The following is a 14,438-nucleotide window of genomic DNA, read 5'->3' on the forward strand; positions in this document are numbered from 1 at the left end:
CTAGTTAATATTCTAAAATAAGCAATCGTATGAAAAACACTTTCATCCTTTGTGCCTTTCTGGCACTAAGTTCTTTTACCGTAGCCCAGCAATCCGAGAAATACCCGCTAGGCGACTATACGGAATTGACCGACACGAAACCGCATGACAGCGACGAGATCTGGGACAAGTTATCGGCCCCAACCCAATTAAGCTGGGGCACGACCGATATACGATATCCGAAACTCAGTATTCCCGATGTCAAGAAAAGCAATCGCTGGCAGACGAAAGCATGGAAAGGGGAACGGGTAAACGCACAAGCCGTGTTATGGACCAAGGTGGGACTCGAGGATGCCTCTATCACCGTGAGCGACTTAAAGAGCGGTTCTTCCATCATCCCATCCTCCGCTATCATGACGAACTTTGTCCGTTACGTCATGACCGATGAGTTGAATAAAGACCGTAAAGGCGGTTGCGGCCACCGAGAGAATAAGGCGGAATGGGATTCCTCCGTCGTAGCCGATGTATTGGATATCGTAAAGATCCGTGATATCAAGGCACGCACCACCCAGCCGATCTGGATGAATATCTGGGTACCTCAATCCGCGAAAGCCGGTAAATATAAAGGGACATTGACCGTCACGGGAAAAAATGCCTCCCCCATGGAATTACAAATAGAAGTGGACGTATTGAACCGCACACTTCCCGCCCCGAAGGACTGGGCTTTCCATCTGGACTTATGGCAGAACCCGTATTCCGTGGCCCGTTACTACCAAGTTCCTCTTTGGAGTAAAGAGCATTTCGACGCTATGCGCCCGATCATGAAGATGTTGGCGAACGCCGGACAGCGCGCTATCACCACCAGTATCATGCATAAACCTTGGGCCGGACAGACCGAGGATCATTTCGACAGCATGATCACCCGGATCAAGAAGATAGACGGCACTTGGGCATATGATTACGCCGTCTTCGACAAATGGGTGGAATTCATGATGAACGAGATCGGTATCGATGATATGATCAGTTGCTACACCATGATCCCTTGGGCTTTATCTTTCGATTATTACGACGAGGCGACAAATCGTGTACAATTTCTCAACACGAAACCGGGTGACGCCGCTTACGCAGACTATTGGGGTACTTTCCTAAAAGATTTCTCCCGCCACCTTCGCGAGAAAGGCTGGTTCGAGAAAACCGCCATCTCTATGGACGAGCGTCCGATGGAGGCGATGCGTGAGGCGATCAAGGTTATCAAGCAAGCCGATCCGGAGTTCAAGATCACGCTGGCCGGAAATTATCATCCGGAAATTCAATCGGACTTATACTATTTAAGTATTCCCTATGGGCATAAATTCCCAGAAGACGTAAAGGCTGCCCGTGATAAAGCGGGACAGATCAGTACCGTTTATACCTGTTGCGCGGAAGCGTTCCCGAATACCTTCACCTTCTCCGACCCGGCGGAAGCGGCATGGACGGTCTTGCACGCCGTAGCCGGTGGTTACGACGGTTATCTACGTTGGGCAGTTAATAGCTGGACCACCGATCCTCTGCGTGACTCGCGTTTCCGCACTTGGGCGGCAGGCGATACATACAGTATTTATCCCGGTCCACGCAGTAGCATTCGCTTCGAACGTTTGGTCGAGGGTATACAAGATTGCGAGAAGATCCGCATCCTCCGGGAAGAGCTGACAACGAAAGGAGCTAAAGGCAAACTCGAGAAGTTGAACAAGACGGTTGCCAAGATCACTCCGGAAGGTTTATCCGAGACACAAGAATCCGCTACGCAGATGGTTAATGAGATTCATAAACTTCTGAATACATTATAAATAGTACCGGACGCCGACTGCGCAGTCGGCGTCCCCTAAATATATCATCAAACCCCTACAATGTTTGATATTCATCAAAAAACGAAATCCCTACCTCCGATACCTTTCTTTTTCTTTGTCCGCCTCGATTCCTTCGCCTATTTTTGGGGCACTGAAAAACACAAAAACCATTCTATATGAACAAACTATTAATGGGCGCATGCCTTACGATGGCCATGCAAGTAGGGCACTCCCAAACCTTGCCGCAATTGGGTAAAGATCCTATCGAGAAAATCGTAGCCGCCATGACTGCCGAAGAGAAAGTATCCCTGTTAGTCGGAACCGGAATGCCCGGGTTCGGCGGCCAATCAGCCGTAGTCGGCAGCACGCAAAATATAGTGCCGGGAGCCGCCGGAACGACCTTCCCGATCGAACGTCTGGGAATCCCCGCTATCGTAGTGGCCGACGGTCCCGCCGGATTACGTATCTCCCCGACTCGCGAGGGGAACGAGGCGACCTATTATTGCACGGCATTCCCGGTCGCTACCTTGCTAGCCTCCACATGGAACACCGCATTGGTCAAAAACGTAGGCAACGCCATGGGCGACGAGGTGAAAGAATACGGTTGCGACGTACTCTTGGCCCCCGCGCTGAATATCCACCGAAGCCCTCTCTGCGGACGTAACTTCGAGTATTATTCCGAAGATCCCTACTTGACGGGCCGGATAGCGACAGCGATGGTAAACGGTATCCAAAGCAATGGCGTGGGAACCTCCATCAAGCATTTCGCCGTCAATAATCAAGAGACCAACCGGACAGGAACGGATGCCCGCCTCACCCCTCGTGCCTTGCGGGAGATTTACCTAAGAGGTTTCGAGATGGTCGTAAAAGAGGCAAGCCCGTGGACGGTCATGTCTTCCTACAATAAGATAAATGGTGAGTATGCCTCCGAAAGCCGTGATTTGCTAACGACCATCCTCCGTGACGAATGGGGCTTTAGCGGCCTTGTCATGACCGACTGGTTTGGCGGCAAGAACGCCCCCGCCCAGATCCACGCCGGAAACGATCTGCTGATGCCCGGACGGACGGACCAGAAAGAGGCCCTCCTAAAAGCGCTTGAGGACGGTTCTCTCTCTATCGACGACGTGGATACGGACGTAACCCGTGTATTACGACTGATCCTTCAAGCCCCCCGCTTTGCCCAATACGCCTATTCCGACAAACCGGACCTAAAAGCTCACGCCGAGGTAACCCGTGCGTCCGCTTCCGAAGGTATGGTTTTATTAAAGAATACGAATAATGCCTTGCCGCTGGCCCCGGGTATCAAGAAGATAGCGGCTTACGGTACCACCTCGTACGATTTTATCGCCGGAGGCACCGGCAGTGGCGACGTGAACGAGGCTTATACCGTATCCCTCGTGGAAGGTCTGGAGAACGCCGGTTATACCATGGACGCCGAAGTGAAAGCCTTATACGAGAAATACAGTACCGAGGAAAAGGCGAAACAGCCGAAAGACACGAGTCCCGCCGCCGCTTTCTTCAACCACCCTCGTATCCCGGAGTTCGTACCGGATGCCGCAGGGCTGGCCGCTAAGGCGAAAGAGGCGGATATCGCCTTCGTTACGATAGGCCGTAGCTCGGGAGAGTTCCAAGACCGGAAGATCGAGGGAGATTTCAACCTGACGGAGAATGAGCGAGCGTTGATCCAATCGGTTTCCGACGCTTTCCATAAGGAAGGGAAGAAGGTGGTCGTAATCTTGAATATCGGAGGCGTGATCGAGACCGCCAGCTGGAAATCGGAACCGGACGCCATCCTATTGGCTTGGCAAGCCGGGCAGGAAGGGGGTAACACGGTAGCCGATATCCTGTCCGGAAAGGTGAATCCTTCCGGTAAGCTCCCGATGACTTTCCCCGTGAGGATCGCCGACGTAGCCTCCACGAAGAATTTCCCGGACGCTTCGGGTATCGACCTGAAAGAAATGTTAGCCGGTTTCATGGGAGGAGGCCCGGAGCATACGGATCGTAAGAATATTGACTATACCAACTACAAGGAGGGTATCTACGTGGGCTACCGTTACTTCGATACGTTCGGCGTGCCCGTCTCCTATCCGTTTGGCTACGGACAGTCGTATACGACTTTCAATTATTCGAGCTTGAAAGTGTTCATGGGTGATACGGACTACAGCATCAGTTGCACGATCACGAACAATGGCCCGGTAGCCGGGAAGGAAGTGGTCCAGCTATATATCTCCGCCCCCGGCAAGAGCATGGATAAGCCGGCGAAAGAGTTGAGAGGTTTCGTCAAGACCCAACTCCTCCAGCCGGGGGAGAGCCGTGAGATCATCTTCAAGGTGAAAGATACGGATCTGGCCTCCTTCGACGAGAGCGCCAGTCATTGGGTCGTAGAGTCCGGTAAATATGAGGCGCAGATCGGTTCCTCCGCCGCCGACATCCGCCTAAGGGATTCCTTCAACGTGAAGGGGCGGGTAACGGAGAAGGTTCATGCGGTACTGTTGCCCGGCGAGAGGATCGATCTTCTGAAAAGATAGGCCCGGAGGTATCTATCTAGTTATCGGGAGGGCGGGGTATCAACCTCGCCCTCTACTTATTAATCACCCGGCTGTTCCGGCTCTAAGAAAGTAAGGTAGGTCTCCACACGCCCCTCCAGCTTCGCCTCCATGGTCCCTTGCTCCGACACGAAGAGATATTTGTCCTTTTTCTCTTCCTCGGTCCATGTATCGGGAGTGTAGGGAGCGATCTTCCGGTCGCCGGCAGTCCTCATGAAATAGATAGCGGGCAGAAGGCCGTTCAGTTGGATCTGGTTCGGGTCGATATAGCGTTCCTCGTATTGTCGCGAGAAACGCGAGCTCACCCTCTCCAGCCGGAAGCGGTCGAGATTATTCATAAACAGGTAATCCGTGCCTTCATCTCCCGGCAGGGAGGTGTAGATCATAGATGAGACTTTCACGGCACCGGCCGGTGTCGTGTACAAATAATAGAAATATACAGTCCATGTATTCTTGGAGCGGGTTTGAAGGGTATGTGTCTCCTGCAAGGAATGCAAGGCCCAAAATCCCGGGGGCGTGCATCTCACCCTTTGTACGAATTTATCCTTCGCGATTTCCACTCTTCCCCGGATCTCCAGAAAGTCCTTATAGGCCACTGCCTCTATTTCCTCGTTTGTCATTGATGGCGTAAACATGATTATTTTTAATTTTTAAGGTAAAGAGACATAAAGGTACGATTATAAATGGGGATTCCAAGGGTTTCAAGGAAATGTGGATGAAAGAAAGACAAAAAAGAGAGGCGAACTCGTACCCTTATCTTTTTTATTCCATATATTCGTGATGAAAATTCCCTAAGACCCATTTAAAAGAGAAAAAGTTATGACTGAAGATATAGATTTAATACGCGTCACTGGCGTGGAATATGTAAAGGGCTATACCATGCGATTGGAATTTAGCAACGGTAAGGTGAAATTAGTGAACTTCCTCCCTTTACTGAAAGGGAAACTTTTCGAGCCATAGAAAGACCTCCGGAATTTCGTCCAGTTCGGGCTCACTCACTGGGCGCTCGAATGGTACAATGGGGCAGATTTCGCTCCGGATTACTTGTACAGGAATGGGGTGGAGGCGTAACAGGAACAAACACAAACGAGACTCTTATGGATTTCTTCAGCAAATATCGCCCCGGCATCATCGCCTTATGCGAGAAGCATATTGATTTATGGATAACTTCACGAAAAAGCATCTGAAAGACAGCTTGTCGGTGGATATCCTCTGGAGCATCGTCATCGATCATCTTCCTTCATTGAAAGAGGAGGTAACGTTTTTGAAGAAAAGCGCTTGAAGGTTCGCAAGGATGGCGAAAAAAGACATCTTTTTCGCCATCTTCCGATTATGATTATAAAATTATTATATTAATCTACATTCCATGTAGCTTCGGGTATACCACCAAAAACATCATCTATGAGATCATCACTCCAACCATTATAACCATTGTATTTTTCACAACTTGTACCATAATTATCCCACGATGTATCAATCCCTTCGTAAAATGTTCTCCTATTTGCCCTATAAGAATATGGAGAAAACTTATCAGACTTATACAATACAGGTACATACTTACAAACGAGAGGATACGACTCTATCTCTATTTGGTTACCATGTACTAGAAAAGAAGAAACATCCACATCACCATCCAAAATAACACTTGCTATGTGTTTATCTTCATCTTGATTTACATCCTTTACTTTTGCTTGGTTAAACTGATTTGATTCAATATCATAAGAAGCATACCATATAGGTTCCTCTAATACTGAAAAACCAGAATCATAATAGAAAAAATCATTATTTAACCTTAATTCTGGATCATATTTGCATGGAGACCCTATTACCGGCCTACTCTCAGGCGATGACCATTTCATATAACAAACCCTTTGTTGGGCAACCAAGTATCTCACATCAAAGAGAGTTCCCTTATGAGTTTTGCACTGAAAACCTGTACATACCGCATAATCAGCATCCACACATTGGCTGACATGCAATCCCTCATTTAATACTTCACATATAAGTTCATCATCCGAACTATATAACTTTTCTATAACCTCATCAAACCTCATAGCATTCTAGAATATCTTTCCTTCCGTGTCCCCTCCAGTAGGCGGTTAACAAATAAAAGAAGCGTGAGAACCATCGCTTATCACTGCATTGAGGCTCTGGACTGCCCACCCAACAATAATAAGACAATAGTCCCACGCTTTATGATTGCATATAATTCACCTTTAGGATAAGTATATAACAAGCACAAGCGCAGGAGCTACTTTCTCATTATCTTGTTGGGTTGAAATTGTCCAGATTTCAATGCAAGATAATATCGAAACGCTTCTACGTTATTTTTCCAATACGTCGCGAAGATCGTGTTTTTTTAAAACATTCGCAAAACAATCAGATTCTTAATGTCTCTTAGCCCTAAGAAATACCCTCGAAGGGTGAAAAATGACTTCTTAGGGCTAAAAGATAGTTTTTCAACCGTGAAAAGTGATTTCCTTGGCATAGGAAGGGCCTTTCAAGGCCGCGAAACCATTTCTTAGGCCTAAAAAGCCTATTTTCACCCTTGAAAAGCCATTTCTTAGGCCTAAGATGATTATTCGCGCCATTCAATCCCCATTTTTTAGGCCTAAGAAGCCCTTATTCAGTAAATATCCCTAACTTAGAGAAGTTTTTAAACTCTAAATCAAATTTACCATGAGTACTTACACAAAAATCAAGACACTTCCTCTCTCTCTTTTCAACAACGCCGAGTACCTCTCCTTCATGAACCACGTCCTCGACCTAACCAACGGGAATAGCGGTGACGGCGATTCCGAGTCCCCCGACGAGATCTCCCTGCTGACCGGCAGCGACGGCATCCCCGAGCTGGGTCTCACCAAAGAATTCCTCGATACCTACGAGGCAGACCTCCTCGCCATGGCCGACGTGGTGGACGAGAGCCGCACCTCGCAGGAGACCGAGCAAATGACCTTGCACGATACCAACCGCGACAACCTCGCTATCTATATCATCACCCGCATCTCACGGGCCGGTACCCTCCCGTTGGAGGCCGAGCGTGACGCGGGCAAGTATCTATACAAGGTCATCAAGCCCTATAACGGGGTCGCCCGCCTCCCCATGGCGCAGGAGACCGCCAAGATAAAGGGCCTCTTGCTGGATTTGCGCAAGGACGAGAACAAGCCGTACGTCACCACGCTCGGCCTCGACGCTTACCTCGCCGAACTGGAGAAAGAGAATAACGCCTACGACCGCCTGTCGCAGCAACGCGTCCAAAACCGGACCACCTCCAAAAAGGAAAGCGGCGCCAACCTGCGCAAGCGGATCGACGTGTATTATGACGATCTCACCCTGCTGGCCCAGTCCTATGGCGTAGCGAAGCCGTCCGAGAAAGCGACCGCCTTCATCGCCGCCCTCAACCAGCTGATCGCCGAGACCACCGCCGCCTACAACCAGCGCATGGCCTCCGCCAAGAAACCGGCGCCCGCTCCCGAGCCTACACCCGAGCCTACGCCCGGCGGAGACTCCGAGAGCCCGGACGAGATCTAACCGTCACGTCCCTCCCTCCCGACGCGGAAGCGGGAAATAAAAAGAGAAGGAAAACAATTCCCCTTCTCTTTTTATTCCGTATATTCGCGAAGGAAATTCCTAAAACAGAACGATATGGAGACAACGACATCCTTAAAGACATTCGAGGTAACCATCCCCGAGAAATACGCCGACATCTTGAAGAAATTCATCACCTCGCTGGAAGGCAAGGTAAAGGCACAGAAGAAATCCGGATTGGACGAGGCCTTGGAGGACGTGAAGGCAGGAAGGATTTATCATGCGGAAAGCACAAAGGATTTGATGAAACAAATCCTAGGCTGATGAAATATTCCATCAACTATACCAAAAAGTTCAAGAAGAACTTGAGGCTATGCCAAAAAAGAGGATATGATATGAACTTATTCGAGCAAGTATCCAACTTGCTTGAAACAACCGGTTCCCTTCCCTCCCAATACCACCCGCATAAGCTATCCGGGAAATACGCGGGATTGTGGGAATGTCATATCCAAGGAGACTGGCTGCTGATATGGAGCCAAGACGACACGGAGCTAATCTTGCTTTTCACCGATACCGGAACGCATTCCGACCTATTCTAAATAGAAAAAGCCGCCTCCCCATTACAGGAAGCGGCTTTTTTGTATCTAGTATTTACTTTTCCCGGATAAATATATTAATCGGCGTACCGGTAAAATCCCAGTTCTCGCGGATCTTGTTCTCAAGGAAACGTTTGTACGGGTCCTTGATCCATTGCGGCAAGTTACAGAAGAACACGAAAGAAGGCACGCTGCCCGCCGGAAGCTGGGTGATATATTTGATCTTGATATATTTACCCTTCCAGGCTGGGGGAGGATAATTCTCGATGATCGGGAGCATCACCTCGTTCAGCTTGGCCGTAGGGACACGCTTGGAGCGATTCTCGTAAACCTCCTTGGCGGTCTCCAGCACCTTCAGGATACGTTGTTTCGTCATGGCCGAGATAAACAAGATCGGGAAGTCGGTAAACGGAGCCAGACGCTCGCGGATAGCGGTCGTGTACGAGTCGATCACCTTCTGGCTCTTATCCTCGACCAAGTCCCACTTATTCACGCAAACCACCAATCCCTTCTTATTCTTCTGCACCAGCGAGAAGATATTCATATCCTGGCTCTCGATGCCCCTCGTAGCGTCCAACATCAGCACGCAGACATCCGAGTTCTCGATCGCGCGGATCGAACGGATCACCGAGTAATACTCCAAGTCCTCATTCACCTTCCCCTTCTTACGGATACCCGCCGTATCCACCAAATAGAAGTTCAAGCCGAATTTATTATATTTCGTGTAGATGGAATCACGGGTCGTGCCCGCGATATCGGTAACGATATGCCGATCCTCGCCAATAAAAGCATTGATAAGAGAAGACTTTCCCGCGTTCGGGCGTCCTATAATCGCGATACGGGGCAACTCCTCCTCCAGTATCTCCACCTTCTCCTCGGGCAACGTCGCCACGATCTTATCCAGCAAATCCCCGGTATAAGAACCATTGATGGCCGAGATGCAGAAAGGATCTCCCAAGCCAAACGAGTAAAACTCCGCCGAGGCCGGATGCGATTCGTAATTATCCGCCTTGTTCGCCACCACGATCACCGGCCGCTTGCAACGACGCAAGATCTGCGCCACCTCCATGTCCAGATCCGTGATGCCATTCAATACATCGACGACGAACAAGATCACGTCCGCCTCCTCGATAGCCACTTTTACCTGCTTGTTGATCTCCTCCTCGAAAACATCCTCCGAGTTAACCACCCATCCGCCTGTGTCAATCAGCGAAAACTCCTTGCCGGTCCACTCCACCTTGCCGTACTGACGGTCACGGGTAGTACCAGCCTCCTCGTTCACGATCGCCTGACGGGTACCCGTCAACCGGTTGAAAAGGGTGGACTTACCTACATTGGGTCTCCCCACTATCGCTACTATATTTCCCATAAATTCTCCTTTCGTATGCTATTATTAGTCCAGCTGATAACCGAAGTTCTTCAATATGTTGTCACGGTTACGCCAGTCTTTTTCCACTTTGACAAACATTTCCAAAAACACCTTTTTTCCGAAGAAACGTTCGATATCCTTCCGGGCCATAGCACCTACTTTCTTCAATGCTTGCCCTTGATGCCCGATGATAATCCCCTTCTGGGTATCACGCTCCACGATGATCAGTGCCTTGATATGGATCAGCTCATCATCCTCCTTGAACAACTCGACGACCACTTCTACCGCGTAAGGTATTTCCTTCTGATAATATAACAAGATTTTCTCACGAATGATCTCTGTCACGAAGAAACGGGCCGGTTTATCGGTCAAGGCGTCTTTCTCGAAATAAGGCGGGGAATCAGGCATCAACTCCTCCACCCGACGCTTCACGTAATCTATATTGAAATTCGAAAGCGCGGAGATCGGGATGATCTCGGCCTTCGGAAGCAATTCCTTCCACTGGGCCACGAGCTTCTCCAGCTCCGGCTGATTGGTCTGGTCGATCTTATTGATCAACAAGAGAACCGGACACTCTATGCTCTGTACCCGTGCTAGGAACTCGTTATTTTTATCAATCGTCTCGACGACATCCGTCACGTACAACAGCACGTCGGCATCGCCTAAGGCGGATTGAGAGAAATTAAGCATGGATTCCTGCAACTTATAATTCGGCCGCAAGACTCCCGGCGTGTCAGAATACACGATTTGCATATCGTCGGTATTCACGATACCCATAATACGATGCCTTGTCGTTTGCGCCTTCGAGGTGATAATAGAGATCCGCTCCCCGACCAAACGATTCATCAACGTAGACTTACCTACGTTTGGGTTTCCAACGATATTGACAAAACCCGATTTATGCTTTTTTTCCATCATACCCCCATTTCAGATAAACCGCTCCCCACGTAAAGCCCGCTCCAAAAGCGGCAAGGATCAGGTTATCTCCTTTTTTCAATTGATTCTCCCATTCCCATAGACAAATAGGAATCGTACCGGCGCTTGTGTTGCCATATTTCTGGATATTGATCATCACCTTATCCATATCTACGCCCAAGCGTTTCGCCGTAGCGTCGATAATCCGCAGGTTCGCTTGATGAGGAACGATCCACGCGATATCATCATGCGTCAAGCCATTCTTCTCCGCGATCTCAGCGGCCACGTCCGCCATATAAGAAACCGCGTACTTGAACACCACACGTCCATCTTGATAAACGAAATGCTCACGGTTGTCCACCGTCTCGTGAGAAGGAGGATAAGCCGAGCCGCCCGATTTCATGATCAGATGCGGATAGCCTACGCCGTCTGTCCGTAAAATTGTATCCAAGATACCAAACTCCTCGGTAGTTGGCTCCAACAAGACCGCTCCGCAAGCATCCCCGAACAAAGGACAAGTAGAACGATCTTGATAATCTGTAATAGATGTCATCTTATCACCCGATACGACAACCACCTTCTTATAACGCCCCGAGCGAATATAATTAGCGCCCGTCTCCAAAGCATACAAGAAGCCTGCGCACGCACCTTGCATATCAAAAGTCATCGCGTTCTTACAACCTGTATGATAAGCGATGATAGAAGAAGTTGTCGGGAAATGATGATCCGGGGTAGTCGTAGCTGTCAAGACAACCTCTACTTCTTCCGGATTCAGGTTCGTTTTCTCGAGCAATTGCTTCACGGCCCGTATACCCATGTAAGAGAGTCCTACGCCCTCCCCTTTCAATATCCTGCGCTCCTTAATACCCACACGAGTCATGATCCACTCATCCGTCGTATCGACCATCTTGGAAATATCCTCATTCGTCAATACATCTTCAGGAACGTATCCACCCACTCCTGTGATAACCGCATTTATCTTATCCATAACTTTAAAAATAAAAGGACTACTTATCCCAATTAAAAAAAAGCCCTAAAAAAAACTTTTAGGGCTATTTCTTTTGTTCATCAAACCATATAAGTTGACAAACTTACACAGCAGCTTCTTTTTCAATCGCTAATTTACCTCTGTAATAACCGCACTCACCACATACAGTGTGATAGATGTGCCATGCGCCACAGTTCGGGCAAATTGCCATTGTTGGAGCTACAGCCTTGTCATGAGTTCTTCTCTTGGCTGTTCTTGTCTTACCTTGTCTTCTTTTAGGATGTGCCATTGTTTTATTTATTTAATTGTTATCATTCTCTAGCAAACCTTTCAGAGCATCCCAACGAGGATCGGCAGGACTAGCGTTTCCGTCATCTTCCAACGCCAAATCATCACCTCCCATGTCATCCTCAAAATCGTCTTCGGTCTCATCCGAACTTCTGGCGGTATGTTTCTTCAATTTAGACGACATTGCCTTATTACATTTACCCGGCGCATGTACATGCTTCATGGGAACCGCCAAAGCGATAAACTCATACAGGAACCACGCCAAATTAATAGCGCCCTCCTCTTCCGGTATCACGACAACCTCATCACTCTCCTCGGCATATTCCTTGCCGAATTTTACCACCAGACGATTGTGGGTATCAATAGGAATTTCCATATCGTCCAAGCATCTATCGCATGGAACAACAACAACCCCTTCTATCTGAAAGTTCATCTCAAACATCATTGACGACCGTTTTACGGTAAGATGAACCTTCACTTTGCCCTTCTGGACCTCGGTTCCGTCAATGTCCACAAAAAACTTGTTCTCCAAAAGATACTCGAATTCGTGTACTCCCGGAGAGAGATTTTTCAAATCTACATTATATAATTTAAATTTCCCCAAAGCCTTTTAGTGTAAAAACCTTGCAAAGGTACGAAAAAACTAAATACAAAAACAATACCTTTATGCTTATTTTTTCCTATAATACGATTTAACCCTTATATTTCTTCAATTTTATACGAAAAGTCGTCCCTTTCCCCAACTCCGAACTCTTCACGAAAATCTTTCCTCCTTGGAAGGACTCGATAATACGCTTAACCAAGGACAAGCCTAGTCCCCAGCCACGTTTCTTGGTCGTATACCCCGGATTGAAAACCGTCTTGAATTTTGATTTTGGGATACCTTTTCCGGTATCAGACAAATCGATCAGCACGAACTTCTCTCTTTCCTCTACTTTTAGCGAAATCTCACCCTGCCCCTCCATGGCGTCCACCGCATTTTTCGTCAGGTTCTCGATTACCCAAGCGAACAGGGAATCATTCATTAAGACCAATATCGGCCGCTCCGGCAAATACGTATTAATTTTCACCTTCGAGGAAATACGGGTCTCCATATATCCCAAAGCCGCACGGATGGATTCCACGATATTTGTCGGAACCGGATCTGGATCTGAACCGATTTTAGAGAAACGCTCCGCTATCGTTTGTAAGCGTTTCACATCCTTATCCATCTCTGTCAATAGAGAAGGATCTATATCTTTCGTTCGCAAATATTCAACCCAAGCGATTAGCGAGGATATAGGCGTTCCTAATTGGTGAGCCGTCTCTTTCGATAACCCCACCCACACTTTATTCTGTTCTGCCTTCTTTGTACTAGCCAAGGCTAAAAAAGCGATTAATATAAAAACAAATACAACTGATAATTGCGCATAGGGATAAACAAGCAGTCGCTTTAAGATAATCGAATCATCGTAATATAAATATTGGTAAGTACCATCCTCCATGTCAATTACGATCGGAGGATTTTTGGTTCTCAGTTCCTTAACCTTATTCGTCATGAACTGCGCTACATTCTTTTCCGGAATCTCTATATTATTGTAAGAAACCACGCTATCCGTCTCGCTGCATAATATAACAGGAATAGAAGTATTCCCTTGGATGATTTTTAGGATAAGATTCATATTAAGGCTTGGATTCTCACTGGTCATGACCCGGGTTGCCTCACTCCAAACCTCGATCTTCTGACGCTCTTCTCGGGCCAGATCTTTAATCAAGAGATCCGAGACTACCACAGAAGCCATAGCGATCAATACAGCGGCAAAAATAAAGCCTAATTTCCATCTTTGACGAGAATCATATATGCTGCTCATAAATCAGAATCATTCGGTGAATTCTTAATATAACGGCAAGATACGAACTTTATTGTTCCCGATTCAGCAAACAATGAAATCTCACCCAATTGTAGAGACGTAGCGTGCAGCGTCTCATCCCTTCAAATGGTAACTTAGAATATCGTCAGACGATACGAGATGCGGCACGCTAGGTCTCTACGACGGCTGGTGTATATAACAGAAAAAGGAGTCACCCCTTACGGACTGACTCCTCTCCATCGGCTGTCGCCTTGCCTCAAGACGGCGGCTACCTACTCTTCCACTGTTACGCAGTACCATCGGCGTGACGAGGCTTAACTTCTCTGTTCGGAATGGGAAGAGGTGGATCCCTCGTGCTATAGCCACCTTAATATCATTATCAAGATTTTGACCGGACATCAATCCGAAGAGACCAGCTTCGCCTTATCGCCTTAAAATATATCAACCTTCACGTGAGGAAAGTCCCGGGCTATTAGTACCACTCGGCTCGGACGTCGCCGCCCTTACACCTGTGGCCTATCAAGGTCATCGTCTATAACCACCCTTGAGGGAG

General features: G+C 48.0%; 14 protein-coding genes, 2 rRNA genes and 1 pseudogene. 7 read left to right on the plus strand and 10 right to left on the minus strand.

Translation table 11 applies throughout. The annotated features are described in order from the left end of the window. The first annotated feature begins 29 nt into the window (after positions 1 to 29). Together NBH16_RS19560 and NBH16_RS19565 are read left to right on the plus strand one after the other, a co-directional pair. Positions 30 to 1,805, plus strand: coding sequence for a DUF4091 domain-containing protein (locus NBH16_RS19560; protein WP_250788985.1), 1,776 nt, complete (start codon positions 30 to 32; stop codon positions 1,803 to 1,805). 176 nt (positions 1,806 to 1,981) lie between these two features. After that, positions 1,982 to 4,333 (plus strand): glycoside hydrolase family 3 C-terminal domain-containing protein, encoded by a 2,352-nt coding sequence (locus tag NBH16_RS19565; RefSeq protein ID WP_227713911.1) that lies wholly within the window; start codon positions 1,982 to 1,984, stop codon positions 4,331 to 4,333. Between the two features lie 59 nt (positions 4,334 to 4,392). On the opposite strand, the gene NBH16_RS19570 is transcribed toward NBH16_RS19565, so the two are convergent. Further along, positions 4,393 to 4,986, minus strand: a complete 594-nt coding sequence (locus NBH16_RS19570; RefSeq protein WP_005867067.1) for a hypothetical protein — start codon at positions 4,984 to 4,986, stop codon at positions 4,393 to 4,395. Between the two features lie 184 nt (positions 4,987 to 5,170). On the opposite strand from NBH16_RS19570, the gene NBH16_RS23580 reads away from it, so the two are divergent. Both NBH16_RS23580 and NBH16_RS23320 read left to right on the plus strand, forming a co-directional pair. After that, positions 5,171 to 5,311 (plus strand): DUF2442 domain-containing protein, encoded by a 141-nt coding sequence (locus NBH16_RS23580; protein WP_005853854.1) that lies wholly within the window; start codon positions 5,171 to 5,173, stop codon positions 5,309 to 5,311. Positions 5,312 to 5,531: 220 nt separating this feature from the next. Further along, a pseudogene (locus NBH16_RS23320) lies at positions 5,532 to 5,633 on the plus strand (HepT-like ribonuclease domain-containing protein); the annotation flags it as partial. A gap of 70 nt (positions 5,634 to 5,703) precedes the next feature. Here NBH16_RS23320 and NBH16_RS19580 read toward each other — a convergent pair. Further along, positions 5,704 to 6,405, minus strand: a complete 702-nt coding sequence (locus NBH16_RS19580) for a hypothetical protein (protein ID WP_250788986.1) — start codon at positions 6,403 to 6,405, stop codon at positions 5,704 to 5,706. Positions 6,406 to 7,030: 625 nt separating this feature from the next. Between NBH16_RS19580 and NBH16_RS19585 the strand changes: the two genes are divergently transcribed. From NBH16_RS19585 to NBH16_RS19595, 3 genes are all read left to right on the plus strand, one after another. Continuing rightward, entirely contained in the window at positions 7,031 to 7,882 is an 852-nt protein-coding gene (locus tag NBH16_RS19585) for a DUF6261 family protein (protein ID WP_250788987.1), read from the plus strand. A 114-nt stretch (positions 7,883 to 7,996) separates the two neighbouring features. After that, the gene (locus NBH16_RS19590) at positions 7,997 to 8,203 is read left to right on the plus strand and encodes a hypothetical protein (protein WP_005867049.1); all 207 of its coding nucleotides are present in this window, start codon (positions 7,997 to 7,999) and stop codon (positions 8,201 to 8,203) included. After that, entirely contained in the window at positions 8,203 to 8,478 is a 276-nt protein-coding gene (locus NBH16_RS19595; protein ID WP_044545263.1) for a type II toxin-antitoxin system YafQ family toxin, read from the plus strand. The genes NBH16_RS19590 and NBH16_RS19595 overlap by 1 nt, the downstream gene beginning before the upstream one ends. 52 nt (positions 8,479 to 8,530) lie before the next feature. Here NBH16_RS19595 and der read toward each other — a convergent pair whose 3' ends face one another. The 8 genes from der to NBH16_RS19635 all read right to left on the minus strand — a co-directional run. After that, entirely contained in the window at positions 8,531 to 9,844 is a 1,314-nt protein-coding gene (der, locus tag NBH16_RS19600; protein WP_250788988.1) for a ribosome biogenesis GTPase Der, read from the minus strand. 24 nt (positions 9,845 to 9,868) lie between these two features. Next, the gene (gene era / locus NBH16_RS19605) at positions 9,869 to 10,759 is read right to left on the minus strand and encodes a GTPase Era (protein ID WP_008773803.1); all 891 of its coding nucleotides are present in this window, start codon (positions 10,757 to 10,759) and stop codon (positions 9,869 to 9,871) included. Continuing rightward, a complete protein-coding gene (locus tag NBH16_RS19610; protein ID WP_036612809.1) occupies positions 10,743 to 11,747 on the minus strand; it encodes a beta-ketoacyl-ACP synthase III in 1,005 nt (334 codons plus the stop codon). The genes era and NBH16_RS19610 overlap by 17 nt, the downstream gene beginning before the upstream one ends. 103 nt (positions 11,748 to 11,850) lie before the next feature. Next, a complete protein-coding gene (gene rpmF, locus NBH16_RS19615) occupies positions 11,851 to 12,036 on the minus strand; it encodes a 50S ribosomal protein L32 (protein WP_005634607.1) in 186 nt (61 codons plus the stop codon). A 12-nt stretch (positions 12,037 to 12,048) separates the two neighbouring features. Then, on the minus strand, positions 12,049 to 12,639 hold the full coding sequence (locus NBH16_RS19620; RefSeq protein WP_005867041.1) for a YceD family protein: 591 nt from the start codon (positions 12,637 to 12,639) through the stop codon (positions 12,049 to 12,051). A gap of 88 nt (positions 12,640 to 12,727) precedes the next feature. Further along, complete coding sequence (locus tag NBH16_RS19625) at positions 12,728 to 13,885, minus strand: sensor histidine kinase (RefSeq protein WP_057326855.1); 1,158 nt, start codon at positions 13,883 to 13,885, stop codon at positions 12,728 to 12,730. A gap of 259 nt (positions 13,886 to 14,144) precedes the next feature. Then, positions 14,145 to 14,255: ribosomal RNA gene (rrf, locus tag NBH16_RS19630) — 5S ribosomal RNA — on the minus strand. Between the two features lie 82 nt (positions 14,256 to 14,337). Beyond that, positions 14,338 to 14,438: ribosomal RNA gene (locus NBH16_RS19635) — 23S ribosomal RNA — on the minus strand; the annotation flags it as partial.

It is taken from the genome of Parabacteroides sp. Y3-G-102, from assembly GCF_023656845.1.
Classification (GTDB): domain Bacteria; phylum Bacteroidota; class Bacteroidia; order Bacteroidales; family Tannerellaceae; genus Parabacteroides; species Parabacteroides distasonis.

Coding starts and splice junctions, on each gene's coding strand:
- NBH16_RS19570 (WP_005867067.1), bottom strand. CDS start 4,986: ATGTTTACGCCATCAATGACAAACGAGGAAATAGAGGCAGTGGCCTAT.
- NBH16_RS23580 (WP_005853854.1), top strand. CDS start 5,171: ATGACTGAAGATATAGATTTAATACGCGTCACTGGCGTGGAATATGTA.
- NBH16_RS19610 (WP_036612809.1), bottom strand. CDS start 11,747: ATGGATAAGATAAATGCGGTTATCACAGGAGTGGGTGGATACGTTCCT.
- NBH16_RS19625 (WP_057326855.1), bottom strand. CDS start 13,885: ATGAGCAGCATATATGATTCTCGTCAAAGATGGAAATTAGGCTTTATT.
- NBH16_RS19595 (WP_044545263.1), top strand. CDS start 8,203: ATGAAATATTCCATCAACTATACCAAAAAGTTCAAGAAGAACTTGAGG.
- NBH16_RS19560 (WP_250788985.1), top strand. CDS start 30: ATGAAAAACACTTTCATCCTTTGTGCCTTTCTGGCACTAAGTTCTTTT.
- era (WP_008773803.1), bottom strand. CDS start 10,759: ATGGAAAAAAAGCATAAATCGGGTTTTGTCAATATCGTTGGAAACCCA.
- NBH16_RS19590 (WP_005867049.1), top strand. CDS start 7,997: ATGGAGACAACGACATCCTTAAAGACATTCGAGGTAACCATCCCCGAG.
- NBH16_RS19565 (WP_227713911.1), top strand. CDS start 1,982: ATGAACAAACTATTAATGGGCGCATGCCTTACGATGGCCATGCAAGTA.
- rpmF (WP_005634607.1), bottom strand. CDS start 12,036: ATGGCACATCCTAAAAGAAGACAAGGTAAGACAAGAACAGCCAAGAGA.
- NBH16_RS19580 (WP_250788986.1), bottom strand. CDS start 6,405: ATGAGGTTTGATGAGGTTATAGAAAAGTTATATAGTTCGGATGATGAA.
- NBH16_RS19585 (WP_250788987.1), top strand. CDS start 7,031: ATGAGTACTTACACAAAAATCAAGACACTTCCTCTCTCTCTTTTCAAC.
- der (WP_250788988.1), bottom strand. CDS start 9,844: ATGGGAAATATAGTAGCGATAGTGGGGAGACCCAATGTAGGTAAGTCC.